At 72.4% G+C, this 25,172-nt stretch carries 23 protein-coding genes; 10 read left to right on the top strand and 13 right to left on the bottom strand.

The annotated features are described in order from the left end of the window. Positions 1-11: 11 nt before the first annotated feature. Positions 12-1,316, bottom strand: a complete 1,305-nt coding sequence (locus tag ACIRJT_RS17575) for a DUF6365 family protein (RefSeq protein ID WP_403910073.1) — start codon at positions 1,314-1,316, stop codon at positions 12-14. 243 nt (positions 1,317-1,559) lie between these two features. Between ACIRJT_RS17575 and ACIRJT_RS17570 the strand changes: the two genes are divergently transcribed. Next, complete coding sequence (locus ACIRJT_RS17570) at positions 1,560-1,961, top strand: VOC family protein (protein ID WP_403910070.1); 402 nt, start codon at positions 1,560-1,562, stop codon at positions 1,959-1,961. A 407-nt stretch (positions 1,962-2,368) separates the two neighbouring features. Here the strand turns inward: ACIRJT_RS17570 and ACIRJT_RS17565 are convergent, their stop codons facing one another. From ACIRJT_RS17565 to ACIRJT_RS17555, 3 genes are all read right to left on the bottom strand, one after another. Beyond that, on the bottom strand, positions 2,369-2,620 hold the full coding sequence (locus ACIRJT_RS17565; protein ID WP_403910067.1) for an acyl carrier protein: 252 nt from the start codon (positions 2,618-2,620) through the stop codon (positions 2,369-2,371). Positions 2,621-2,733: 113 nt separating this feature from the next. Further along, on the bottom strand, positions 2,734-3,759 hold the full coding sequence (locus ACIRJT_RS17560) for a beta-ketoacyl-ACP synthase III (RefSeq protein ID WP_403910064.1): 1,026 nt from the start codon (positions 3,757-3,759) through the stop codon (positions 2,734-2,736). Positions 3,760-3,819: 60 nt separating this feature from the next. Beyond that, positions 3,820-4,071 carry a hypothetical protein gene (locus ACIRJT_RS17555; protein WP_403910061.1) on the bottom strand — a complete coding sequence of 84 codons (252 nt, stop codon included), beginning with the start codon at positions 4,069-4,071 and terminating at the stop codon, positions 3,820-3,822. Between the two features lie 163 nt (positions 4,072-4,234). Between ACIRJT_RS17555 and ACIRJT_RS17550 the strand changes: the two genes are divergently transcribed. Continuing rightward, complete coding sequence (locus tag ACIRJT_RS17550) at positions 4,235-5,260, top strand: methyltransferase (protein ID WP_403910058.1); 1,026 nt, start codon at positions 4,235-4,237, stop codon at positions 5,258-5,260. A 23-nt stretch (positions 5,261-5,283) separates the two neighbouring features. Next, positions 5,284-6,792, top strand: coding sequence for an FAD-dependent monooxygenase (locus ACIRJT_RS17545; RefSeq protein WP_403910056.1), 1,509 nt, complete (start codon positions 5,284-5,286; stop codon positions 6,790-6,792). A 69-nt stretch (positions 6,793-6,861) separates the two neighbouring features. On the opposite strand, the gene ACIRJT_RS17540 is transcribed toward ACIRJT_RS17545, so the two are convergent. Next, complete coding sequence (locus ACIRJT_RS17540) at positions 6,862-7,860, bottom strand: aldo/keto reductase (protein ID WP_403910053.1); 999 nt, start codon at positions 7,858-7,860, stop codon at positions 6,862-6,864. A gap of 208 nt (positions 7,861-8,068) precedes the next feature. Between ACIRJT_RS17540 and ACIRJT_RS17535 the strand changes: the two genes are divergently transcribed. The 4 genes from ACIRJT_RS17535 to ACIRJT_RS17520 all read left to right on the top strand — a co-directional run bounded on the left by ACIRJT_RS17535 (position 8,069) and on the right by ACIRJT_RS17520 (position 13,090). After that, positions 8,069-9,010 carry an SRPBCC family protein gene (locus tag ACIRJT_RS17535; protein ID WP_403910051.1) on the top strand — a complete coding sequence of 314 codons (942 nt, stop codon included), beginning with the start codon at positions 8,069-8,071 and terminating at the stop codon, positions 9,008-9,010. A 20-nt stretch (positions 9,011-9,030) separates the two neighbouring features. Then, positions 9,031-9,984 carry an aromatase/cyclase gene (locus ACIRJT_RS17530; RefSeq protein ID WP_403910048.1) on the top strand — a complete coding sequence of 318 codons (954 nt, stop codon included), beginning with the start codon at positions 9,031-9,033 and terminating at the stop codon, positions 9,982-9,984. Beyond that, the gene (locus ACIRJT_RS17525) at positions 9,977-12,256 is read left to right on the top strand and encodes an AMP-binding protein (protein WP_403910045.1); all 2,280 of its coding nucleotides are present in this window, start codon (positions 9,977-9,979) and stop codon (positions 12,254-12,256) included. The genes ACIRJT_RS17530 and ACIRJT_RS17525 overlap by 8 nt, the downstream gene beginning before the upstream one ends. Positions 12,257-12,484: 228 nt before the next feature. Then, on the top strand, positions 12,485-13,090 hold the full coding sequence (locus ACIRJT_RS17520; protein ID WP_403910585.1) for a DNA-binding response regulator: 606 nt from the start codon (positions 12,485-12,487) through the stop codon (positions 13,088-13,090). Positions 13,091-13,145: 55 nt separating this feature from the next. Here ACIRJT_RS17520 and ACIRJT_RS17515 read toward each other — a convergent pair whose 3' ends face one another. Continuing rightward, complete coding sequence (locus ACIRJT_RS17515) at positions 13,146-14,201, bottom strand: methyltransferase (RefSeq protein WP_403910042.1); 1,056 nt, start codon at positions 14,199-14,201, stop codon at positions 13,146-13,148. Between the two features lie 167 nt (positions 14,202-14,368). Here ACIRJT_RS17515 and ACIRJT_RS17510 point away from each other — a divergent pair, with 167 nt between their 5' ends. The 3 genes from ACIRJT_RS17510 to ACIRJT_RS17500 all read left to right on the top strand — a co-directional run bounded on the left by ACIRJT_RS17510 (position 14,369) and on the right by ACIRJT_RS17500 (position 17,670). Next, complete coding sequence (locus tag ACIRJT_RS17510; RefSeq protein WP_403910040.1) at positions 14,369-16,015, top strand: FAD-dependent monooxygenase; 1,647 nt, start codon at positions 14,369-14,371, stop codon at positions 16,013-16,015. 97 nt (positions 16,016-16,112) lie between these two features. Continuing rightward, a complete protein-coding gene (locus ACIRJT_RS17505; protein WP_403910037.1) occupies positions 16,113-16,880 on the top strand; it encodes an SDR family oxidoreductase in 768 nt (255 codons plus the stop codon). A gap of 19 nt (positions 16,881-16,899) precedes the next feature. Continuing rightward, positions 16,900-17,670, top strand: coding sequence for a cyclase family protein (locus ACIRJT_RS17500; RefSeq protein ID WP_403910034.1), 771 nt, complete (start codon positions 16,900-16,902; stop codon positions 17,668-17,670). 60 nt (positions 17,671-17,730) lie between these two features. Here the strand turns inward: ACIRJT_RS17500 and ACIRJT_RS17495 are convergent, their stop codons facing one another. Genes ACIRJT_RS17495 through fabG form a run of 7 tightly spaced genes read right to left on the bottom strand, consistent with a single transcriptional unit; the run spans position 17,731 to position 25,077 of the window. Beyond that, positions 17,731-18,540: a sugar nucleotidyltransferase gene (locus tag ACIRJT_RS17495; RefSeq protein WP_403910031.1), complete on the bottom strand. Its 810-nt coding sequence runs from the start codon at positions 18,538-18,540 to the stop codon at positions 17,731-17,733. A 30-nt stretch (positions 18,541-18,570) separates the two neighbouring features. Further along, a complete protein-coding gene (gene rfbB / locus ACIRJT_RS17490) occupies positions 18,571-19,566 on the bottom strand; it encodes a dTDP-glucose 4,6-dehydratase (RefSeq protein WP_403910028.1) in 996 nt (331 codons plus the stop codon). 33 nt (positions 19,567-19,599) lie between these two features. Beyond that, the gene (locus ACIRJT_RS17485) at positions 19,600-21,231 is read right to left on the bottom strand and encodes an FAD-dependent oxidoreductase (RefSeq protein WP_403910026.1); all 1,632 of its coding nucleotides are present in this window, start codon (positions 21,229-21,231) and stop codon (positions 19,600-19,602) included. A 59-nt stretch (positions 21,232-21,290) separates the two neighbouring features. Further along, positions 21,291-22,307: an acyltransferase domain-containing protein gene (locus ACIRJT_RS17480; RefSeq protein WP_403910023.1), complete on the bottom strand. Its 1,017-nt coding sequence runs from the start codon at positions 22,305-22,307 to the stop codon at positions 21,291-21,293. Between the two features lie 20 nt (positions 22,308-22,327). Then, entirely contained in the window at positions 22,328-23,578 is a 1,251-nt protein-coding gene (locus tag ACIRJT_RS17475) for an FAD-dependent monooxygenase (protein WP_403910020.1), read from the bottom strand. Next, positions 23,575-24,237: an antibiotic biosynthesis monooxygenase gene (locus ACIRJT_RS17470; RefSeq protein ID WP_403910017.1), complete on the bottom strand. Its 663-nt coding sequence runs from the start codon at positions 24,235-24,237 to the stop codon at positions 23,575-23,577. Before ACIRJT_RS17470 ends, ACIRJT_RS17475 begins: the two co-directional genes overlap by 4 nt. Before the next feature lie 57 nt (positions 24,238-24,294). Next, on the bottom strand, positions 24,295-25,077 hold the full coding sequence (fabG, locus tag ACIRJT_RS17465; RefSeq protein WP_403910014.1) for a 3-oxoacyl-ACP reductase FabG: 783 nt from the start codon (positions 25,075-25,077) through the stop codon (positions 24,295-24,297). Positions 25,078-25,172 lie beyond the last annotated feature (95 nt).

The raw sequence follows: 25,172 nt of genomic DNA, 5'->3' as shown, positions 1-25,172 counted from the left end.
GAATCACGAAGTCAACCTGTCGTATTATACATGTCAATCTCGACACGTGTAGCTCGAGCGGTCGCGAGCGCACGGCGCACCACCGTCGAAGCGGGCGGCAGTGCGTTGACGGACGCGACGTACTCGGCCCGCGCCCCGGCGCGCTCGCGCCGCTCCTCCGGGTCGTGGAGCAGCCGTTCCATCAGTGCGGTGACGCCGTTCTCGTCCAGGAGTTCGGCCTGTGCGACAGCCGTCGTGTACGCGTTCTCACGCCACAGCGGCGCCTGGAAGGCGAAGGCGCCCTTGGGCCACTGCCGGAAGGGCTCGATCGGGCCGTAGGACGCGAGCCACTTCGTCACCGCCGGCGACAGGCCGCCGAGCGCCCGGTCCGCCGCGTGCGCGTCGGCCTCGTCCCGGACGGTGAAGCTGTTGCTGATCATCAGCGAGGGAACGTCGAGGAACAGCGAGCGGATGACCGTCATCGCGGCCATGCTGAGCGAGACGATCAGGTCGGACGAGGACAGCAGGGCGTGGTAGCGCTCGCGGGGCACCCTGGGCAGCACATGGAGCCGTTCCGCGGGGAACTCGGAGAACGCCGCGAGCGGTTCGCCCACCACGAGGACGTGCGTCGATTCGGGCAGGCCGCGCAGATACCGGACGATCAGCTCGGGGACGCCGGCGGCGAGCCGGTGCACCATGTCGGTGACCATCCCCCGCTTGCCGCGCGGCGGTTGCTGCCACTCCGACACCGGGAACATCACCAGCCGGTCCGAGGCGGTGAGTCCGAGTCCGGCGCGCACGCGCCCCCGCTCCTCGTCGCTCAGCCGGCTCTCCGGCTCGATGACCCGGTACGGAAAGCCCGGGGCGCCGGTCTCGGCCGTGTGCGCCACCGGGACCGGCCGCAGATGGGCCGGCATCCGCCGGATGTGCGGGTCGATCTCCTGTCCGGGTCCGCCGCACACGTCGATGCGGAACGAGGACTCCTCGAGTTCCCAGATGTCGATGGGCAGGACGGGCACCCCCAACTCGTGGATGAACCACGGGTCCGTGCCGAAGCGCTTCTCCAACTGCGACCAGTAGGTGAAGTAGTCGGAGAGGATGATGCCGTCGGGCCGCTGCTCCTTCACGATGTCGCTCAGCAGGCCGCGCACCCGGGGGCCGGCGGACTCGTCGAGCGTCGTGCACCCGAACCCGTGCTGTTCGACGCTCGCCCGCGCGCTCTCGGGAGACACGAAGTGCGCGCTCACGCCCGGCGCGCGCAGTTGGTCGGCGAGGGAGAGACCGATGAGGGTCTCCCCGTAGGTGGCCTGGGACAGGGCGAGATACAGCAGGCGCATCGAGGCTCCTTGGGAAGAGGTGCGGGGCATCGGGCACTTCGCGGGGCACGCCGGGTGGTCGGGCGGCGGCGACAGCGTGCGCCACGGTCCTTGAGGGCGCCTCGGCCCTGGGTCGAGGGCGCGCGGGAGCGTGGCGCGGGCGTCGAAGGTGACACGAGCCGGTGTTGAGCGGGGCTCCGTACGTTGCCGGTGAGAGTCGGCACGCGCGATCGCTCGTCGCCGCAGACTGGAAGGCGGACCACCATGACCACACAGGAATCCGGCCGCAGCAGTGACGCCACCACGGACGGCGAGGGGACGGTCTGTTTCTGGCACATCAGGACCCCGGACGCCGCTGCCGCCCGCGTCTTCTACGAGAAGCTCTTCGGCTGGGAGTTCAAGGCCATCAACGACATCACGTTCGCGGTGCTCAACCGCGGGCGGATGATCGGCTGCCTGATCGGCGACCAGCCGGGGTCCGAGACGCCGGGCAGCGTGCTGTACATCTACGTCTTCGACCTTCCGCAGACCCTGCGGCGCGTGGACGAGCTGGGTGCGAAGGTGCTCTCCGGACCGCAGGCGATCAGCGGCGGCAAGGCGTTCGCCGACGTGAGCGACCCGACCGGCACGGTCATCGGCCTCTTCACGGACAACTGGCACGAGTGACCGACGTTCGCGGTCACGGCGCCTCGCGGCCGGGCGGTCCACACCCCCGGCCGCGGGGCGTCCGTGCTCACGGAGCCGGATCGTCGTGCTGGGTGCGGGAGATCCGCTCGCCCGGAGCGGAGCACGGCGAGCGGCTCGACGAGAAGCTCGCGGGTCCCGGCGGGTCGATGCCGTCGTCCACGGGACCGCGGGCAGCCACGTGGCACGGGCGCGCGAGCCCGGACCCGTGACTTCCTGGCCGTCCTCCCGCCGTACTCCCGGCCGACGCCGGGCGGGGCGCCCCGCGTCGGCCGGGAACGTGGGACCGGCCGGTGATCACCCCGCCCTGGTACGGCGTCCTCGCCTCCGTCCGGAACCCGCTCGCCTCCGTCCACGGCCCGTGGACCCGTGCCGCCCGCTGCGGGCTCTCACGCGGCGCGGGCCGCCGCGGTGACGAAGTCGTACAGCTCGGCGACGGTCCCTCCGGACCCGAGGTCCTCCGTGGGCACCTCGAAGCCGAACCGCTTCTCCACGATCAGCCCGACCTCGATGACGGCCAGGGAGTCCAGCTCGATGTCCTCCAGCATGGCCCCGGGGACGATCAGATGGCGCGGTACGTCGAACTTCTCCGCGATGACGTCCGCGATCTGCTCGAACGTCGGCTGCGTGATCTCACTCATGTCGGTCGCCTCTCCAGATGGTCGAACTGCGGTGTGCGGGGCTTTCGTCGGGCGGGTCGGGGATCGGCCCGCCCCGCGCGTCCGGTCGGCGTGCGCTGTTCGCACGTCGCCGCTCAGGTGGTCTTCAGTACGGGCCAGGTCAGGGCCGTGGCCCCCCAGGTCGCGCCGCCGCCGAAGGCGCTCAGCACGACCCGGTCCCCGGGGCGGAGCTCACCGGTGGACTGCGCGTGGGCCAGGGCGAGCGGGATCGACGCGGCGGCCGTGTTGCCGACGCGGTCGAGGTGGATCACGATCCGGTCCCGGGGGATGTCCAGCCGCTCCCCCACCGCGTGCAGGATGCGCGCGTTGGCCTGGTGTCCGACGAGCCGGTCGACCTCGTCGGTGCGCCACCCGGCGTCGGCGATCGCCGTGCGCGAGGCTCCGGCCATACGGGTCACCGCGTGGAAGAACACCTCCTGGCCGGCCATGGAGAAGTGGGCGTCGGCGCGGCTCGGCGGCACGTCCGTCGAGCGGGTCGCGGAGCCGCCGGCCCGCACGGTGATCAGGTCGGTGAGCGACCCGTCGGCGCCCAGTTCGACGCGGCCGACCGCGCCCGGCTCCCCGGTCCCGCCCGCGCGCAGCACCACCGCGCCCGCGCCGTCCCCGAACACCACGGCCGTCGAACGCTCCTCGGGGTCGACGATCGTGCTGAAGGCGTCGGCGCCGATGACGAGGATGTGGTCGGCCGCCCCGGAGGCGATCAGCCCCGCGGCCGTGGCGACCGCGTAGAGGAAGCCGGTGCACACCGCCGACACGTCGAAGGCGGGCCGTCCCGTGAGCCCCAGTTCATGGGCGACCAACGGGGCCGTGGCCGGGCACGGGCGGTCCGGCGTCGTGGTGGCGAGCACCACGGCGTCCACGGAGTCGAGCCCGGCGGACTCCAGCGCGCGTGCTCCGGCCTCGGTCGCCAGCCGCGAGGTCGGCATGCCCGGGGAGACGAAGTGACGGGTGCGGATGCCGGTGCGGGAGCGGATCCACGCGTCGGAGGTGTCGATGCGGGTGGCCAGCTCGTCGTTGCTGACGGCGCGGGGCGGCAGCCACGCGCCCAGCCCGCAGACGACCGCGGCCCGCCCGCCCTGTTCGGAGGGTGAAATAGGCATGCCAGGAGCATCGTCAGCGGCGCTGCACGGGAACTCGACACCCGCTCGAAGCCGCCCGGCTCACTCCCGGCGCAGCATCTCCTCCAGTTCGGCGACGGACACGTCCGCGGGCCGCCGCCCGGGCGACCCGTGTACCGCGGCCGCGGGGCGCGGCGAGAGCGGCCAGCCCGCCGCATACACGGCCTCCTGGCTCCAGACCGCCTCGCCGGCCATGAGCGTGCCGTGGGTGACCAGGGCCTCCCAGACCGATCCGGCACACCGGCCGAGCAGCGCGTGCGCGCGGTTCGACCACGTCTTCCCCTGTCCAGCCATCCCTGCCTCCTAGCCGGGCGGCCTTCGCCGCGCTTCCGAGGGACGGTGCGCCGTGCCACTCGTGCGGTGCTCGACGGGAGGCCTCTCCTCCATCGGGTCTTGACGCCGGTTCGAGTCCTGGGTGCGACCTTCGACGCCCACTGCCGGTACCACGGAGGAGACCATGCCCGACACCGACGTCCCGGTCAGCCGCGAACGGCTGCTGGAGATGATGACGGCCTTCAAGTCGACCTATCTGCTACGTGCCGCGATCCGTCTGGGGGTGTTCGACGCCCTGGCGGCGGGGCCCGCCGATCCCGACGACGTCGCCGCGATGCTGCGGGCCGACGCCCGGGGCACCCGTGTCCTGCTGCGGGCGCTGGCGGCGGCCGGACTCCTGAAGGCGGACGGGGAGCAGTTCACCCTCCCCGAGGGAGCGCGGGAACTGCTGGTGACGAGCAGTCCGCAGTACGCCGGAGGGGTCGTCGACGTCGCATCGAGCGACTGGGAGTGGGACGCCATGCGGGACCTCGCCGAGGTCGTGCGCAACGGCGGCACACTGCTCGACGCCAACGGGGAGTCGGCGGACTTCCCGTACTGGGCCGACTTCGCCACCCACCTGACCTTCGCCACCCGGCCCGGCGCCGCGTTCGTCGCCGACACGGTCCTGCCGTGGGCGAAGGAGCGGGAGTCCCTGGACGTCCTCGACGTCGGCTGCGGGCACGGTCTGTTCGGCTTCGCTCTGGCCGAGGGCGACCCCCGGGCCACGGTGACCTGCCTCGACTGGCCGAAGGTCCTCGATGTCGCCCGGCGGCACGCGGAGCGTGCCGGACTCGGCGACCGCGTCCGCTACCTCGCCGGCGACGCGTTCGAGGTGGAGCCGGACGGCACGTACGACGTGGTGGTCCTCGGCAATTTCCTCTTCCAGTTCTCCGCCCGCCGCTGCGTCGAGCTGGTACGGCGGCTGGCCGGGCGGCTCAAGCCGGGCGGACGGGTGGTCGTCGTCGGCTTCACCACGGAGAACGGTCCTCCCGCGGCGGACTACCACGCCCACATGCTCAACCTGCTGATGCTGGCCTGGACCCGGGAGGGCGAGCTGCACTCCACCGCGATGTACCGCAAGATCCTCGCCTCGGCGGGGCTCACCGATCCTTCGACCGCGGAGCGGCCCGGACTGCCGCTGCGCATCGTGCTGGGCCACCAGGCATGACGACCGACGACAAGGGGCAGCACATGACCGCGCGAGCGGAGCGGAACGCCGGAGCGGACTCCGGCGCCGACATCACCACGGACGTCGTGATCGCGGGCGGCGGCCCGGTCGGCCTCATGCTCGCGTGCGAGCTGGGTCTCGCGGGTGTGCGCACGGTGGTTCTGGAGCGCGCCGGGGGGCGGCCCACCGTCGCGCGGGCCTGGGGGCTGCACGCCCGTACGGTGGAGACCCTCGACCGGCGGGGGTTGCTGGACGGGCTGACGCACGAGAAGGCGCCGTGGCCGAAGATGCCCTTCGCCGGGCTGTGGCCGCTGCTCGCGCTCGACCGGATCGACGCCGACCACCCGTATCTGCTGAACGTGCCGCAGACGAGGGTCGAGGAGGTCCTCGAAGCACGGGCCGGAACGCTCGGTGTGCGGGTCCTGCGGCAGCACGATGTGGTGGGGCTGGCGCAGGACGCCGACGGAGTGACCGCCACGGTCGCCGTGCCCGGCGGTGAACTCCGGGTGCGCGGCGGCTATCTGGTGGGCTGTGACGGCGGGCGCAGCGTGGTCCGCAAGCTCGCCGGCATCGGCTTCCCGGGCACGGGCCCGACCGTGGGCGGCATGCTCTGCGACTGTTCGCTGCCGACGATGGCCGAGGAGCGGCGCGGCATCACCCGCACCGACGTCGGCACGGTCAACATCAATCCCCGGCCCAACGGTGTCGTACGGATCGTCACCAACGAGTTCGGGCGGCCCCACCCGGACCGCGACGCGCCCGTGACGTTCGAGGAGTTCCGCGGGGCGGTCCGCAGGATCCTCGGCCGGGACCTGGCGATCGCCGACCCCACCTTCATGACGCGGTTCGGCGACACGACGCGGCTGGCCGACCGGTACGCCGCCGGGCGGGTGCTGCTGGCCGGTGACGCCGCCCATGTGCACTTCCCGTACGGCGGTCTCGGTCTGAACCTCGGTCTTCAGGACGCGGCGAACCTCGGCTGGAAGCTCGCCGCGCGGGTGCGGGGGTGGGCGCCCGACGGGCTGCTCGAAAGCTACGAGGCGGAGCGGCGGCCCGCCGCCGCCGGCGTCCTGGACTACAGCAGGACCCAGCTCGCCCTCCTCGACCCGTCCCGCAACGTGACCGCGCTGCGGGAGCTGTTCTCCCGGCTGCTGGAGATCCCCGAGGTCAACCTGCGTCTCGCCCGGTTGGCGACGGGCGCCGGCCTGCGGTACGACCTGGGCGACGGGCACCCGCTGACCGGTTCGTTCGCCAGGGACCTCGCCCTCACCGCCCCGGACGGCGACACGACCCTGGTCCGGCTTCTCCACCCGGGCCGGGGCCTGCTCCTGGACTTCTCGGGCAAGGCGCAGGGCGTCGCGGCGCCCTGGTCGTCGCGCGTGCGGGTGGTGCGGGCGGAAGGTGTGGAGCGTCCGCCGGCCGACGCCCTCCTGATCCGTCCCGACGGCTATGCCGTCTGGGCGGCGGGACCCGGGGACGCGGAGACCGAGGGGCTGCGTGCGGCCCTCACCACGTGGTTCGGGGTCGCCTGAGCGCTGTCCGCGCGGCGGGGGGTGGTCCGGGCGTGGCCCCGGACCACCCCCCGCTCGCGCGTGCCGGTGTCAGCCGTCGCGGTCGGCGCCGGCCTGCTCGCGGTGCGCGGGGTGGCGGGCTCCCGACACCCGCTCCGGCCGGAAGATGCCCTCCAGACGGGCGACCTGGTCCGGGGACAGGACCAGGCCGGTGGCGGCGGCGTTGTCGGTCAGGTGGGCGTGGCGCCTGCTGCCGGGGATCGGGACGATGTCGTCGCCCCGGGCCAGGAGCCAGGCCAGGGCGAGGCGGGCCCGGCTGACGCCGAGTTCCGTCGCGATGTCCGCCGCCTCGTCGACCATCTCGCGGTTGCGCAGGAAGTTCTCGCCCTGCCAGCGCGGGTGGTTGCGCCGGTGGTCCCGCTCCCCCAGCTCGACGGGGCTGTGCAGGGTGCCGGTCAGGAAGCCCTTGCCGAGCGGGGTGTGGGCCAGCAGCCCCACGCCCAGCTCGCGGGCCGTCGGCAGGATGTCGTCCTCGACGTGCCGCTCCCACAGCGAGTATTCGCTCTCCAGGGCGGTGACCGGGTGCACGCGGTGCGCCCGTCGCAGGGTGTCGGCGGACACTTCCGACAGGGCTATGTGGCCGATCCTGCCCTCGGCGACCAGCTCCGCCAGCGCGCCCACGCTCTCCTCGACGGGTACCCGCGGATCGACCCGGCCCAGGCAGTAGACGTCGATCCGCTCGACGCCGAGCCGCCGCAGCGAAGCCTCGCACGCCCGACGCAGATACCCGGGGCTGCCGTCGATCGCGACGGGCGGGCCGCCGGGGGTGCGGGAACGGACGCCGCCCCGGGTGACGATCACGGCCTCGTCGCGGCGGCCGGACAGGGCCCTGCCGAGAAGCCGCTCGTTGTCCCCGTCCGCGTAGAAGTCGGCCGTGTCGAAGAGGCTCACCCCCAGGTCGAGGGCGTGCCGGACGGCTCGTACGCACTCTTCGGGCGGGGTGGCGCCGTACCCTCCCGACATCCCCATGCAGCCCAGCCCGATGGCGGAGACCTCGGGTCCGCCGATTCCCAGCTTCCGTCGATTCATGGTGATCCCGCTCCCTCGTCGATGGTGTCGCCCTCACGTTCACCACCGCGTCTCGAACCGGGCTCGAAGCACGCCGCCCCCGGCCGGCCCCGAGCGGCGGTGTCCAGCACGGATGGAGCCGGTTTCGAGCGGGCCTTGCCAGATTCCCTCCCGTGCGCCGCATGTTCGTGCCTGCCGTCGCGGCGCCCGGGCGCAGAGGAGCGCATCCGTGTCGAGCACCATCAAGCATTCCGTCCACTCCGTCAGCGTCGACGCACCCGTCGACGCGGTCTTCGACCTGATCGCCGACGTGGAGCAGCACCGGCGGATCTTCCCTTCGGTCCTGCACACGGCGTACGTGGAACGTGACGACGCCGGCGACCGCGTGGAGCGGTGGTCCTGGGTCCAGCCGCTCGACGCGGTCAGGACGTGGCGGGCCCGCCGTGAACTCCACCGGGCCGCCGGGCGGATCACGTTCGCGCACGAGAACCCGGCCGCGCCGCTGACCGCCGCGTCCGGCGAGTGGTCGTTCACGGCCCGGTCCGACGGCTCCACGGAGGTGGAGCTGCGCCACGCGTACGAGCTCGACGCCTCGGCGTCCGGCGGCGAGGAGGCGGTCGCCCTGCTCGACCGCGGCGCCGCCGCGCAGCTGGAGCAGCTCAAGGGCTTCGTCGAGGCGCGTGAGGACATCGCCGAGCTCGAAGTGTCCTACGAGGCGCGGCTCGTCATCGACGAGCCGATCGAGGACGTCTACAACTACTTCTACGAGGCGGACCGCTGGAACGAGCGCATCCCGCACTGCCTCAGCGCCTCCGCCCAGGAGGACGTCGAGCACCTCCAGGTCGTCGTCATGGATGTCCAGGTGCCCAGCGGCGCCCTGCACACCACCAAGCAGGCCCGGGTCTGCTTCCCCGGCGAGAAGATCGTGTGGCGCCAGCTGGAGGGGCTGCCCCCGTTGGACGACATGCTCTACGGCTACATGGCGTTCGAGCAGACGCCCGAGGGCGTGCTGGTGCGCACGGGTCAGACGGAGCTGCTCAAGCGCAACGGCGTGGCCAAGCGCGGCTGGACCGTGGCGGAGGCGAAGGAACACGTCGCCGAGGTCCGCGGTGGCCGCAACCTCGACTCCCTCAAGAGCGCGCAGGAGTTCCTGCGGCGCCGTCACGCCTGACCGGGAAGGACATCGACACCATGGTCGAGTCAGCGGCACGACGCGTACGGCACTCCGTCACCGTGAAGGCACCGGCAGACACGGTCTTCGACCTGGTCGCGGACGTGACGCGGTGGCCCCTCCTGTTCCCTCCGACCGTTCACGCCGAGCAGTTGGAGCGCACCGGTCCCGACGAGCGGATCCGGCTGTGGGCGCTCGCCAACGGCGAGGTGAAGACCTGGACCTCGCGGCGGAGCCTGGACCGCTCACGGCTCTCCGTGCGGTTCCGGCAGGAGATCAGCCAGCCTCCGGTGGCGTCGATGGGCGGCGAGTGGTCGCTCGAAGCCCTGTCGGAGCGGGAGACGCTGGTCGTCCTGCACCACGACTACCGGGCACTGGACGACGACCCCGAGGGCCTGCGCTGGATCCGGCAGGCGGTCGACCGCAACAGCCGCGCCGAACTGGACCGGCTGCGCGACGCCGTCGAACTCGACGGTGGTGGCGAGGAGTTGGCGCTGAGCTTCGAGGACTCCGTACGGGTGAGGGGCGCAGCAGGCGATGTGTACGCGTTCCTCGCGGACGCCGCACGGTGGCCCGAGCGGTTGCCGCACGTCGCCCGGCTGGAGCTGCGCGAGGACACGCCCGGCGTGCAGGAGATGGAGATGGGCACCCGTGCCGTCGACGGCACGACCCACACGACCCGTTCGGTGCGGGTCTGCTTCCCCGAGCACCGCATCGTCTACAAGCAGACCGTGCTCCCCCTGGCCATGGCCGGCCACACCGGCGAGTGGCTGATCCGGGAGCGGGAGGACGGCGCCCTCGAGGTGACCTCGCGGCACGTCGTCCTCATCGACACCGTCGGCGCCGCGAAGGCGCTGGGCGAGCGGACCACCGTGGAGCAGGCCAAGGCGGTCGTCCGAACGGCGCTGGGCAAGAACAGCCGCACCACCCTGGAGCACGCACGGGCCTACGCGGAGGAGCGCGCCCATGGCTGAGCCCGTCACCACCGTCGACGACCTGCTCTCGGCCGCGGCGCGCGCCCACCCGAGGAAGACCGCGATCCGCGCCGACTACGGCGACATCACGTACGGCGAGATCGACCGGGCGGCGACGATGTGCGCCGCCGCCCTCCGGGGGCTGCTGGGCGAGGAGCGGTGCGTGATCGCCGTCGCCTCGCCCCCGCACCCCGACTTCATGGTCGGGTTCTACGGGATCATCCGCAGCGGCAACATCGCCGCGCCGATCAACCCGCTGCTGCCCCCGCACATCCTGCATCACCTGTTGTCCTCGTCGGGGGCCCGGCTGGCCTTCGTCACCAGCGACCTCTTCACCCAGCTGCGCGGGATCAGGGACAGGCTCCCGCGGCTGCGCGAGGCGGTCCTGGTAGGTCCCGGCCCCGTCTCGGACGCCAACGACATCCGCACCATCGACGATCTGAGCGCGGCGTACGAGGTGCGCGGCAACGCGATGGCGCCGCCGCCCGCCCTGTCCGCGGACGACGTGGCGTGCGTCCAGTTCACCAGCGGTACGACCGGTCTGCCGCGCGGGGTGCTCCTGAGCCACCGCAATCTGACCGTCAACGCCGCCCAGGTGGCCGAGGCACACGGACTCGGCCCCGACTCCGTGGTCCTGAACCATCTGCCCAAGTTCCATCTGATGCACATGAACGGCGTGGTACACGCGGGCGCCGTCCATGTGCCGTGCACCGCGCCGGAGGACCGGGCCGCCGTCGAGGCCGCCAACGACGCGCGCGCCAGCCACTTCTACACCATCCCGATGAAGCTGAACCGGCTGGCCGCCGACCCGGAGCTGCCGAACCTGCGGCTGGACACGGTACGGATGATCGCCTCCGGGGGCAGCGCGCTCCCGCCCCGGGTCGGCACGCTCCTGGCGGAGCACTTCGGCATCCCGGTCTTCCAGGGGTACGGGCTCGCCGAGACGTCCCCGCTGACCCACTCGGCGGGACCGGAGGACCCGCGGCCGGGCTCGGTGGGCCGCACCGTGCGGGACACGGAGTGCCGCGTCGTGGACCTGGAGACGCGTCGGGTGCTGCCGGCCGGTGGCCGCGGTGAGGTCCTCGTACGCGGGCCGCAGGTGATGAAGGGATATCTGGACCCCGACGAGCCCACCGGCATCGACGCCGACGGCTGGCTGGCCACCGGGGACATCGGTTACGTCGACGAGGACGGGTTCCTGCACGTCGTCGACCGGATCAAGGACCTGTTCACGTGTGACAACAACCTGGTCTCACCGGCGGAGATCGAAACCCTCCTCGACGCGCACCCGCTGGTGCGCGAGTCGGCCGTCGTCGGCTATCCCGACGGGACCAGTGGCGAGGTCGCCCACGCGTTCGTCGCGCTGAGCGAGGTGCCGGACGATCCCTCGGAGGTGCCCGCGGTCCTCGCCGGGATCGCCGAGGAGGTCAACCGGGACCTGCCGTACTACCAGCGGGTGCGACACGTCGAGGCGGCCGACGCCCTGCCGCGCTCCCCGAACGGGAAGGTCCCGCGCCGGGAGCTGCGCGCGGAGCTGATCACCCGCAGGGAGCTGACCGTGCGGCCCGCCGGAGGGCGGGGTGGCGGCGGCTGGCGGCCGGGCGTCGTGGACGAGGCACGGGACCTGAGCGGCCTGGTGACGGCCGTGGGCCGGTTCACCGCCAAGGGCGACCCGAAGGACTTCGAGATGTTCTTCCTGGAGCACGTGGAGTTCATGCGGGCCCAGGAGGGCTTCGTGTCGCAGCACGCGGTCCACCTGGCGGACGACCCGTCGGTCTACCTCAACTTCGGCTGGTGGACCGACCAGCAGGCGTTCCTGCGCGTCGTGCGGAGCGCGGAGTTCCGTGCCCACCAGGCGACGATGCGGTCCATGCTCGAGGACGCGGAGGTGGACGCCTGCAAGAACCTCTTCCGGGTCCGCCCGCCGCGGCCTGCCGGTGAGACCGACGAGGCGCTCGCGCCGCTGGTCGAGGTCACGTCCTACCGGCTGACGGGTTCGGCCGAGGAGTTCGAGGCCGCCTTCGTGGAACACGCCAGGAGCACACGGACCCTGCCCGGCTTCGGGTACGCGGATCTCAGCCGCTCGCTACAGGGTTCCGGCCGCTACACGGGCATCGCCTACTGGTGGGACGCCGCGGCCCGCGACCGTGCGGTGGAGGGCGCCGCCTGGCGGCGGTTGAGGCGCTTCGCCGAGGTGCGCACGGAACGGGTCGAGCATGTCGCCCGGAGCGGTCCGGCGGGCCCCTCGGGCACGCGGGAGGACGGGCGGTAGGGGCGGGCAGGGGCGGTAAGCACTCCGAGGTGAGGACGGTGCCCGCGGTCGGTCCGCGGCACCGTCCGGCGCCGGGACGCGCGAGGGGGCGGTGCTTATCACACAGGGAGGACGCCGCGGGAGCACTCACCGCATGAGGCGGTCTTGTGGCTCACCCCGGCCCTTACGAGAATTGCGAACAGAAATTCGAGAACGGATGAACTGTGAACGGGGGGAATGACCCGAATGATGGTTCGAGTGCTCATCGCTGAAGACGAACGGCTGCTCCGCAAGGCTCTCGTGTCGCTCATCGGCCTGGACCCGTACATCGAAGTCGTGGCGGAGCTGAGCGACGGGGCTCAGGTCGTGCCGCGCGCACAGGCGACGCGCCCGGACGTCGCGATCCTGGACATCGGCATGCCCGGCATGGACGGCCTGACCGCCGCCGCGACCCTGCACACCGCGGTCCCGGAGTGCCGCACCATGATCCTCACCAGCATCGCCCGGCCCGAGCATCTGCGCCGCGCGCTGGCGGCGCACGTGCACGGCTTCCTGCTGAAGGACAGCGACCCGCAGGCCCTCACCGACGCGATCCGCTCCGTCGCCGCGGGGCGGCGCGTCATCGACCCGGAACTCGCCCTCGCCGCCCTGGACTCCCAGCCACCGCCGCTGACACCGCGCGAACTGCAGGTGCTGCGCATGGCGTCCGAAGGGGAGGGCTCCCGCCAGATCGCCGCACGGCTGAGGCTGGCGGGCGGCACCATCCGCAACTACCTGTCCACGGTCGTGACCAAACTGGGCGCACGCAACCGCGTCGACGCCATCCGCATCGCCCGCGAGTCCGGCTTGCTGTGACGGACGGCGGCACCGGATCCAGCCCACCGGTGCCGCCGTCCCCGCCGTCGAACGGTCAGGCCGGCACCGCCTCGATGACACCGACGGTGGCCTCACCGGTCCACGCGGGCCGGGCGGGCACCGCCCGCACCAGCGTGAGCCCGGCGCCGGCCAGCAGATCGGCGTACTCCTGCCCGCTGCGCTCCGCGCCGCCGCCCAGCAGCATCCCGATGTGGCTGTAGGCGGCGAGCCGGCTGGCCACGCCCGTGTCGAACCGGGCCGGCCTGACGGTCTCCACCAGCAGCACCTTGCTGTCCGGCTTCATGGCGTCGCGAATGTTCCGCAGCAGGGTCAGGGAACGCTCGTCGTCCCAGTCGTGCACCACGTTCTTGAGCAGATACGCGTCGTGGCCGGCGGGCACGGAGGTGAAGAAGTCCCCGCTGAGGACCTCTCCGCGCCCCGAGAGACCGGCCTCGGCGAACGTGCGCGCTCCCGCCTCCGCCACGACCGGCAGGTCGTAGAGGACGCCGCGCAGCCCCGGGGTGGCCCGGAGGATGGCCGCGAGCAGGGAGCCCTCGCCGCCGCCGACGTCGACGAGGGTGTCGAACCGTCCGAAGTCGTACGCCTCGATGACCGCCTGTGAGGTGTGCCGGCTGAACAGCGTCATCGCCCGCTGGAAGATCGCGGCCATGTGCGGCGGCATCTGGGCGAACGGGTTGGCTCCCTCCTCGGCGCCCCTGGTGCGCGGCGCCGACCTCATCAGCTCGCCCAGGCCGAACAGGCGTTGGATGTGCCCGGGGCCCGCGTGCATCAGCGCGACGGCGTGCAGCGAGTCCTCACCGTCCTGGCGCAGCAGTTGCCCGGTCTCGGTGAGCGCGAAGCGCCCCTCTCCTTCGTCGCTGACGAGCCCGGCGGTGGCGAGCAGGCTCAACAGCCGCAGCAGCGGCTCCGGATGGGTGCCTGTCCGCTCCGCCAGCTCGGTATGGCCGACAGCGGTGTCCGCCATGGCGTCGGCCAGGCCGAGGCCGGCCGCCGTGTGGATCGCGGTCGACAGATAGTGCCCGGTGATCATCTGGAACACCGCGGTCATCGTGGTGGGCGTCTCGGGGGCGGAGGTGTCCGCACGCGTCATGGTCGCTCGCCTTCCCTCGGAAGTATGCGACCGCACTCTCGGGAACCGCGCTCGACACCGGCTGGAGTGTGCCTCGACACCCCGCTCTCAAGCGGCTCTCGACAGGTTGTTGAGATGCCCCGGGGAGAGTCCGGACAGTCGCCACATCGCTCGCAGGAAGGCTGAGAATGTCGCAGGAACACTACCCCGTCCTGGTCGTGGGTGCGGGTACCGTCGGCCTGTCCATGGCCGCAGCTCTCTCCCACTACGACGTGCCCGTGCTGCTCGTGGAGCGGCACGCCGGCACCACCACCCGCCCCCGTGCCACCGGGGTGCAGCCGCCGGTGAAGGAGTTCTTCCGCAGCATCGGGCTCGACGACCCGATCCGGGCGGCCGGCGCCGATCTGCTGCCCAGCAACGGCAAGGTCGACATCGTCACGATCGCGGGCTCGGACCTCGCCGCGGCACCGCGCATCCCCACCCCGCCCAAGGACGTCGCCGAGCTGACCGCGCGGATCAGCCCCACGCCCGTCGGACCCATCGCACAGGACCGCATCGACCAGGTGCTCGGCGAGGCCTGCGCGGCCCGGGGAGCTGTGGTCCGCTTCGGCACCCGGCTCGAATCCGTGGTGCCGGACGACTCCGGTGTCACGGCGACGCTGGTCGGCCCCGACGGCGAGTCCTCCACCGTCCGCGCCGACTACCTGGTCGCCGCGGACGGCTCGGCCAGCACGGTGCGCCAGGCGCTCGGCATCGAGATGAAGGGGCCGACCGGCCTCGGCAACCCGATGATCAACGTCCTGTTCACCGCCGATCTCAGCGAGGTGGTGAAGGGGAACGAGTTCGCCTTCGCCCAGATCAACAACCCCGATTCCGAGGGCATCCTGCTCACCATCAACAACCGTGACCGGTGGATCTACCACATCAGCTACAAGGAGGGCGAGGAAGTGCTCTCCGACTACCCGGACGAGCGCTGCGTGCAGCTGATCAAGGCCGCGATCGGGCGCGACGACATCCCCGTCGAGATCGTCAGCACCATTCCGTGGCGGATGTCGGCACGGGTCGCCGAGCGGCTCGTCGAGGGGCGGGTGATCCTCGCCGGAGACTCCGCGCACACGATCCCGCCGATCGGCGCCTTCGGCATGAGCAGCGGTGTCGCGGACGCCTGCAACCTGGCCTGGAAGCTGGCCCATGTGGTCAAGGGCGACGCCGGGGCCGGCCTTCTGAAGAGCTACGAGGTGGAGCGGCTGCCGATCATGCGCTTCACCCGGGACCAGGCGCTGCTGCGCTTCTCCCACCTCGACCTGCACTGGGACGCGGAGAAGTACGGCGAGCGTTCGGCGGTGGAGATGGCGGACCCGCTGATCACCTCGCTCGCGTACCAGTACGACGACGGTGCGCTGATCGACCCGCCGAAGGGACTGCGGTCGCTGGTGCGGGCCGACGAGAACCTCGACGGGGCACCCGGCACACGCGTCCCGCACGCCTGGGTCGAGCACGACGGCGAGCGGATCTCGATCCTCGACCTGGTGCCGGAGGGCAACTTCGTGCTGCTCGCCGGTCCCCGGGGCGGGGACTGGGTCGCCGCCGCCCGGGCCGAGGCCGCCCGCAGCGGCCTCGACCTGCGGGCCCATCGCGTCGGTCCCGGCTGCGAGGTGGACGACCCGGACGGCGCGTGGTCGGCCTCCGCGGGACTGGAGCCCGACGGTGCCCTCCTCGTACGGCCGGACATGTTCGTGGCCTGGCGCTCCGCGGGGGCGCTGGAGGAGCCGCGCCGGGTGCTCACGAGCGTCCTCGACCGCGTGCTCGACCGGGCGTCGCAGCCCGCGCGCTGACCCGCCGCGCCGTCGTGCGCCGTGCCCGTGTGCCGGACGGCACACGGGCACGGCGCACCCGGCACCGGACCTGTCCACCTACTTGCCAGGAGCTGATGTGACGCACCGTCCACTGATGTCCGACGCCCGGGGACGCACCGCGGTGGTGACCGGGGGAACCAGCGGTGTGGGTCTCGCCGTGGCCCGCAGACTCCGCGCGGCCGGCGCCCACGTGATCCTCGACTACGCCCATGACGACGCGGCCGCCGCCGAGGCGGTGGGCTCGCTCGACGGGCTGCCCGGCAGCGCCGTCGCGGTGAAGGCCGACGTTTCCGACCCGGCGGCGCTCGACGGGCTGCTGACCGAGGTCCGGGAGCGTTTCGGCGGCCTCGACTTCTTCGTGCACAGCGCCGCCTTCTTCACCCCGTCGCCGACCCTGGGCACCTCGTCCGAGGCCGTCGACCGCTCCCTGTCCGTCGCGCTGGGACCGCTGCTGTACGGGGCCGAGGGGCTGTCCGCCCTGATGGCGGGCCGCTCCGGCCGGATCGTCGCCGTGTCCAGCCTGGGCGCCCGGCGCGTCGTGCCGGGCTATGTCAGCGCCGGCGTCGCCAAGGCCGCGCTGGAGGCTCTGGTGCGCTATCTGGCGACCGAGCTCGCGGGCAGCGGCATCACCGTGAACGCCGTGTCGACCGCGAAGATCAGCAAGGGGAACGGCACCGCCCCGCGCCAGATGCTCGAAGCGCTGGCCGCACGGACCCCGGCCGGCCGGCTGACGACACCGGACGACGTGGCCGCCGTGGTCGCGCTGCTCTGCTCCGACGAGGCCGCGTGGATCCAGGGCCAGGTCATCACCGCCGACGGCGGCTTCACCCTGCCGGCCGCCTGAGGAGAGAGGAGGCACTCGCATGCGCATCATCGATCTGTCCTCGCCGGTCGACGCGACGGCCTGGGAGCCCGATCCCGTGGTCCACGAGGTCCTGTCGCCGGCGCAGGGCGCCGTGCACATGGCCGAGGAGATGAGGAAGCATCTGGGGGTGGAGTTCGATCCGTCCGTGCTGCCGGGCGGCGAACTGCTCTCGCTCGACACCTTCACCCTCACCAGCCACACGGGCACCCATGTCGACGCACCGTCGCACTACGGCTCGGTCGCCGACTACGGCCGACCGCGCCATATCGACGAGATGCCGCTGGACTGGTTCCACCGGCCCGGGATCCGGCTCGACCTGCGCGACCAGCCGGTCGGCGCCGTCGGCGCGGAGGTGCTCGCGAAGGAGCTGACCCGCCTCGGCCGCACCCCCGAGCCGTACGACATCGTCCTGTTGCACACGGGGGCCTCCGCCCGCGTGGGCACCCCGGCGTACTTCAGCGATTTCACCGGCCTCGACGGTGAGGCCGTCGACTATCTCCTGGACTTCGGCGTCAAGGTGATCGGCACCGACGCCTTCAGCCTCGACGCGCCGTTCGCCGACATGATCGGGCGGTATCGGAGGACGGGCGACAAGGGAGTGCTGTGGCCCGCCCACTTCGCGGGCCGCCGCAGGGAGTACTGCCAGATCGAGCGGCTGTGTCTGGACGACCTGCCCGGCCCGTACGGATACACGGTCTCCTGCTTCCCCGTGAAGCTGAAGGGGGCCGGCGCGGGCTGGACCCGCGCCACCGCCCTGCTCGACGACTGACACACGCGTGCGTGCGGACGGCCCATGCCGTCCGCACGCACTTTCGTGCCCGCCCCTCGGTCAGCCGCCCGTCCTCACCGGCGCGGCCGGCAGGTAGCCCATCTCCCGGGCGATGTCGTCGACCCGGCCCACCGGGCGGCCCTGCCGTTCCTCGCCCCGGACGAACACCGACGCCTCCAGGAGGCTCTCGTGCGTCCCGGTGTCGAACCACGTCGCCTCCTCGCCGAGCGGTACGAGCCGGGCCGTGCCGCTCTCGACGAACGTACGGTTGAGGTCGGTGATCTCCAGCTCGCCCCGGTCGGACGGTTTCAGCTCCGCGGCCCGGGCCAGGGCCTCGTTGTCGTAGAGGTACAGCCCGACGACCGCCAGGTTCGAGCGGGGCCGGTCGGGCTTCTCCTCCAGTGACACGACCTGTCCCGACGCGTCGAGCTCCGCCACCCCGAAGCGCCGCGGATCGGGCACCGGACAGCCGAACAGGGTGCAGCCCTCCAGGCGCCGGCGCTCCTCCCGCAGCAGGGCGCTCAGGCCGGGACGGACCAGTACGTTGTCGCCGAGCGTCAGCGCCAGCTGGTCGTCGCCCACGAACTCACCGCCGATCAGCAGGGCTTCGGCGAGTCCGCGCGGCTCGGGCTGCGCCGCGTACTCCAGGCGCAGCCCGAGGTCCGCTCCGGTGCCCAGGAGTCGGCGGTAGGCGTCGAGGTGGTGCGGATTGCTGATGACGAGGATGTCCCGGATCCCCGCCTGCATGAGGACGGACAGCGGGTAGTAGACCATCGGTTTGTCGTAGACGGGCAGCAGCTGTTTGGAGACGGCTCGGGTGACCGGGTCGAGTCGGGTGCCCGTGCCCCCGGCCAGGATGATGCCGCGCATGGCACTCCTCGGGTCATGGCCCTTCGTGACTCACGGTCGGTTCCGGGCGATCTCGGCGGCGGCCTTGAGCGGCTCCCACCACGTACGGTTCTCGCGGTACCAGCGGATCGTCGCGGCGAGGCCCTCCTCGAAGCCGATGCGCGGGGTGAAGCCCAGCGCCCGCAGCCGTTCGCCCTCGATCGAGTAGCGGAAGTCGTGGCCCGGCCGGTCCGGTGCGTACGCGTAGCTGTCCGCGGGGCTGCCGCAGAGCCGCATCAGCCGGTCGGCGATGTCGCGGTTGGACAGCTCGGTGCCGCCGCCGACGTTGTAGACGGTGTCGGGCAGCCCCTTCTCCAGGACGAGCTGGACGGCACGGCAGTGGTCCTCCACGTGTATCCAGTGGCGGACGTTGAGCCCGTCGCCGTACAGCGGGATCAGTCCGCCCTCCAGGAGACGGGTGAGGGAGAGCGGGATCAGCTTCTCCGGATACTGCCGGGGCCCGTAGTTGTTGCCGCAGCGGGTGATGGACGCGTGGAGACCGTGGGTGCGGGCGAACGCGGACACCAGCATGTCGGCCGCCGCTTTCGTCGCCGCGTAGGGCGAGTTGGGCAGCAGCGGGCTGTCCTCGGTCCAGGAGCCGTGGGCGATGGAGCCGTACACCTCGTCCGTCGACACCTGGACGAACCTCGGCAGCCGGGCGTCCAGGGCCGCTTGGAGCAGCGCGTGGGTGCCCACGACGTTGGCGTGGACGAAGTCCTGCGAGCCGGCGATCGAGCGGTCCACGTGGCTCTCGGCGGCGAAGTTGACGATGGCGTCGTGTCCGGGTACGAGCTTTTCGAGCAGGGCGTCGTCGGCGATGTCCCCCTCGACGAAGGTCAGGCGCGGATCGTTCATGAACGGGGCCAGGTTCGACAGGTTCCCCGCGTAGGTGAGCTTGTCCAGGACCGTGACCCGGACCTCCGGCGGCGCCGGGATCAGGCCCGACAGCAGGCCGCACACGTAGTTGGACCCGATGAACCCGGCGGCTCCGGTGACGAGTAGACGCACGAGGTTTCCTCCCCGTCTCGTAGTGGTGGAGTGTCAGCCGCCGCGACGCGGCTCTGAGGACGTGGACGTGTCGCGTCCGGGCGGGTGGAGCGGTGAACGGGGCCGGCCGGTCGCCGCGGCCAGGGCGGCGGCGAGCGGCATCCGGTCGGTCGCGGTGCCGCGCGCACTGACGTAGCCGTCCGGCCGCACCAGCGACCAGCCGCCCCCCACGAGGCCCAGGGCGGCGGCGAGCGGCGCGTCCGCGTCCCGGAGGACCCGGGTCTCCAGCCAGTCGCCCGCCCCGTCGGCGAGCCCGCTGATCCGTTCGCCGGGCTCACCGGACGTGAACAGGGTCCACGCCGGGCGGCGCAGCTGGTCGACCAGGGTGCGCAGCGCGGAGGCGTCCGCGGCGAGCCGGACGGACACGGCGCGCTCACCGGGACCGGGGCCCGCGCCCGCCGCGGTGTCCTCGCCGGTCAGCGGGGTGTCCGGATAGGCGACGCGCAGCCCGGACACCCCGCCGAGCACCTTGCGCTGGATCGTGACGCGGAGCGCCGGCAGGGCGCGTACCACCGAGAAGACGACGGGCAGCGCCACACCCGCGAGGGCGTTCTTCAGCTGGACCAGGAACGTGGCCCCCTTGGTGGACTTCAGCAGCGCGCGGCCGACCGGCACCCGCTCCTGCGAGTAGCTGTCGAGCAGCCGTGCGTCCGCCTGTCCCTCGATGACCATGGCGAGCTTCCAGCCGAGGTTGAACGCCTCCTGGATGCCCGTGTTCATGCCTTGTCCGGAGGCCGGGCTGTGCACATGGGCCGCGTCGCCCGCGAGCAGCACCCGGCCCGACCGCATGTTCTCGATCATCCGCTGCTGGAAGGTGAAGACGGACACCCACACGGGTTCCGCGACCTTCACCGGACGGCCCAGGCCGCGGCTCAGTTCCTTGCTGAAGCGCGCGGCGACGGCGGCCGGGCGGCCGTCCCGGGAGACGGTGTCCAGCAGCCGCCACCGGCCCGGAGTGCTCATCGGGACCATCATCAGCGTGACCCCGCCGGACCGTACCCAGTGGATGCTGTTGCGCGGCAGGTCCACCTCGATGTCGGCGTCGGCGATCAGCCAGGTGTCGCTGGCCTCGCCGAGCAGCGGCATGGCCAGCTTCTTGCGAACGGCGCTGTGCCCGCCGTCGCAGCCGGCGAGCCACGCGGCGCGTACGCTCTCCCGTCCGCCGTGCGCCGTGCCGAGGATGATGTCGACGCCGTCGGCGTCCTGCTCGAAGTCCTCGCAGCGTACGCCCCACTCGACCTCCACGCCGAAGGCGCCGAGCGCGGCGCGCAGCACCTCCTCGGTGCGGACCTGGTCGATGCAGAGGGTGAACGGATAGCGGGTGGGCATCTGCGCGTAGTCGGCGTCGAGCCGGGCCAGGAGTCGTCCGTTGTGGTGCAGGGTGAACGCCTGGATGCGCTGTCCGCGGGCCACCATCTCGTCGACGACGCCCATCTGGTCGTACGTCTCCAGGGTCCGGGGGTGGGTGGCGATCGCCCGGCTCGTGGTGGCGGGCCCCTCACTCGCGTCGACGACGCGGACGCGCAGGCCGCGGCGCAGCAGTTCGTGCGCCAGGGTCAGTCCTACGGGCCCGGCCCCCACCACGAGCACCTGGGGGCTCCGGGTCGGGTCGGCTGGGTTCGGCATGGTCGGGTCTCTCCTCGTCGGGAACGGTGGAGGCGTCGCCCCGGGTGCGGGGCCGGAGTTCAGGCGGGTACGCGCCGCAGGCGGTCGCAGGCCGCGCGGAAGTGGGCCGTCTCGTCGCCGGGCCGGTCGGTGCGGGGTCCGAGGAGGGCCAGCACCTCCACCTGCCCCGACCGGACCGCCGGGTGCCGGCGGGCGAGCGTGATGAGCCCCTGTCCGGGGCCGCACTCGACGAGCAGCCGCACGCCCGGGGCCAGCGCCGTCTCCAGGGCGGGCCAGAACATCACCGGGTCCACCGGGTGGCGTGCCCAGTACGCGGGGTCGGTCACCGTGGGCATGTCCAGCCGGGCGGCGGTGTAGCCCGAGACCATGGGGATGCGGGGCGGCCCCAGGCGGGTGCCGCTCAGGGCACGCAGCCCCGTACGCACCACGGGTTCGAGCACCGCGCTGTGGAACGGGGTGCGGGAGGGGACGTCGGCGCAGACGAAGCCCGCCCCGCGCAGCTCGGCGGCGGCGCGGGCGAGCGCATCGGCCGGACCGGCGACCACGGTCTGGCGCGGGGCGTTGACCGCGCCGACGTCGACGCCGGGCGGCAGCCTCCCGGCGAGTTCGGCGACGGAGGCGGCGACCGCGAGCATCCCGCCGGCGGGGGCGGACGTCAGGTCCGCCACCCGGTCGAGGACCAGGCGCACCGCGTCGTCCAGGGCGAAGACCCCGGCGAGCGTCGCCGCCGCCACCTCGCCGATGCTGTGCCCGAGCAGCGCGTGGCAGCGCACGCCCCTCGCCAGCAGGACCCGGCCGAGCGCGTAGTCGAGGGTGAACAGCAGCGGCTGGGAGCGGGTGACGTGGTCCATGGGCACGGCCGGCCGGCCGGCGAGCCAGTCGGCGCGCAGCGCGTCGCCGGTCGCGCCCATGGCCCGGAACACCTCGTCGGCAGCCGCAGCGAAGTCGGGCTCGTCACGGTAGAGGCCGGTGCCCATGCCCGGGTACTGCGCTCCCTGCCCGGGCAGGAGGAGCACCGGCTCGGGGCCGCGGGGTGCGGCCCGTTCCCCCGCGGGGCCGGGCGTCGTCTGGAGCATCGCGGTGTGTCTCCTCGGTGTCAGCGGCGTACGAAGTGGTCTTCGGCGACGGCGATGCCCTGGTCGCCGTAGGCGACGTGCCGCAGGATGGCGCGGAACAGCGGGGTGCGGGAGACGACGCCGGCGATCCTGGGCCGCACCCGGGCCGCCACGGGGTTCTGCGAGAGCATCGCCTTGCTCTGGAGCGCCTGGAAGCGCATCACCCTGCGCACGGCGGGCCGCCGCCTGCGGGTGAACCGCTCCAGGACCTCGGCCCGGGCGTCCCGGTGTTCCAGGGCCGTCATGAGCACCGGGTGCAGTGCCACGGCGTCCTGGACGGCGAGGTTGATCCCCTGTGCCCCGATGGGGCTGTGGGTGTGCGCGGCGTCGCCGAGCAGGACCAGTCCGTCGGCGGTCCAGTCCCTGGCCTCCTGGGTGAACACGTCGAGGAGGGTCAGGTCCGACAGGCCGCCGAGCCGCGCGGCGATCCGGTCCGCGTACATCGGAAGGGACGTGGCGATCTCCGCCGCGATGTGGTCGATGCCCCGTGCGGCCTCCGCCCGGTACCCGCCGTGGGGCAGTGTCCAGCCGACCTGGAGGGTGTCGGGGAAGGACCGGTAGGCGAGGACGGGATTGCCCCCGCCCCGGAAGATCCGCACCTGGCTTTCCGCGTCGCCGTCCGCGTCGCCGTCCGCGGGCAGTCTGAACCACAGCACGTCGTGCGCGAAGGCCTCCGCGCGGTCCACCTCGATCCCCGCGAGACGGCGGATCTTGGAGTACCGCCCGTCGGCGCCCACCACGCAGTGGGCGAGTACCTCGACGCGTTCGGCGCCGGTGGTCCTCACCCCGCGCACCGCGCCCCGTCCGTCCCGCAGCAGTTCGCTCGCCCGCTGCCCGGACAGGTACCGGAAGTCCGCGAACTGCCCGCACTGCTCAAGCAGTTCCTCCAGAAGGTGGCGCTGGGGCAGGCTCAGGAGCTGGTTGTAGGGTCCGGGAAGCCGGCGGTAGTCCGCGACGAGCAGCACCCGCCCGCGGTCGGTGAACCGGAACCCGGTGTGCTCGTGCGCGCCACGCCTGCGGGCCCCCGCCAGCACGCCGAGGCGGTCCAGGAGGGCCGCGCCGCCGGGCTGGAGGATCTCGCCGCGGTACTCCCGGTCGAGGGACCGGCTGCGCTCCACCACCGTCACCCGGACCCCGGAGCGCAGCAGGAGCAGAGCGAGGGTCAGACCGGCGGGCCCGCCGCCGACGACACAGATGTCGGCGTGCACGCTCCGGGTCCCGGCGTGCGTCACTTCGTGTCGTCCTCTGCTCCGGGTCCGCGGTTCCACGCCAGGTGCCGGACGCGCTCCACGGTGACGCCGCCGGCCAGCTCCTCCAGCGTCCGGTACGTGGGGTGGGCGACGGCGGCGGGCCGTGCGGACGGGTCCCACCAGTAGGTGATGCCGGTGTAACGGCCCGGCTTCTGCACGGACTTGTTGAGGTCGGCGTAGCCGAAGCCGTGCACGGCCCGGGTGTGTTCGGCGTGGGCGGCGAAGGCTTCCTCGAAACGCTGTTCGTTCCCGTCGACCTGGAAGACGGTGACGGTCATCAGCGGTGTGCCGAAGTCCTCGCGGCGGCCCGCCGATTCGGCGGCGTTGACCCGGAACAGGTTGCGGCACAGGTCGAGCTCCGCGTGGTCGAGCAGGGTGTGCATGACGCCCTGGTGCTTGCGGAACTCCTCGCTCCGCGCCACCTTCTGGAACGCCTCCTTCGACCGCCACCAGCCGAAGTTCACGTAGACCGAGGGGTCGTCGGCGAGGATGACCGCCTGATGGGCGCCGAACCCTTCCTGGGCGCGCATGTACTCGACGTGCTCCAGGAAGAACTCCTCGAAGTCCTTGGGGTCGCCCTTGGCGGTGAACCGGGCGATCACCGTTACGAGGTCGGTCAGGTCGTCGTTGCTGTCAGCCATGGTGCGTACCTCCGTCGTGGTGCGGTGCGGGTCCGGCCGTCGTCGGCCGGGGCGCGGTCAGTAGTTGCCGAGGCCGCCGCAGATGTTGATGGCCTGGGCCGTCACGGGAGCGGCGGCGTCGGAGGCGAGGTAGGCGACCATCGCCGCCACCTCGTCCGGTTCGGTGTAGCGGCCGAGCGGGATCTTGGCCCGGAAGCGTTCAAGAACCTCCTCCTCGGAGATCCCCCAGTGGTCCGCGTAACCCTGGCGGACCCGCGCGGCCATCGGGGTCTCGACATAGCCGGGGCACACCGCGTTGACGGTGATGCCGGTCTTGGCCAGTTCGAGGCCCAGCGCCTTGGTGAATCCGACGACCCCGTGCTTGGACGCCGAGTAGGGGGCTCCGAGCGCGACGCCCTGTTTGCCTCCGGTGGAGGCGATGTTGACGATGCGTCCGTGGTCCTGCTCCCGCATCCGGCCCGCCGTCAGAACGGCGCGGGTCATCCGGAAGACGCTGTTGAGGTTGGTGTCGATCACGTCGTACCAGAGCTCGTCGGTGATGTCGGCGGTGATCCCGCCGCCGCTGCGCCCGGCGTTGTTGACCAGCGTGTCGACGGGGCCCATGCGCTCGACCGCGGCGGCGACGAAAGCGTCGATCTCCTCCTGCGACCTGATGTCGCACGTCCGGCCGGCGACCTCGTGGCCACGAGCCGTCAGGTCCTTCACCACGGAGTCGAGTCCGTCACGGTCACGGGCGCAGGCGAAGACGCGGAATCCTTGTCGGGCAAGCGCGGTGGTCACCGAGAGGCCGATCCCTCTCGTGGCCCCGGTGACGATCGCCGTACGTGGCTTCGGGTTCATCCCATCTCCTTGTCGCGCGGTTGCTCCCCGGCTCGGCGAGAGCGTGCGGGCCGGTGCTCGAACCCGGCTCAAGGAGTGTTGGACCCCGGCCGGAG

The sequence above is a fragment of the Streptomyces sp. NPDC102283 genome, from assembly GCF_044766265.1.
Taxonomy (GTDB): Bacteria; Actinomycetota; Actinomycetes; order Streptomycetales; family Streptomycetaceae; genus Streptomyces.
Note: the sequence above shows the minus strand (reverse complement) of the source record. Positions and strands in the feature narration are given on the sequence as shown.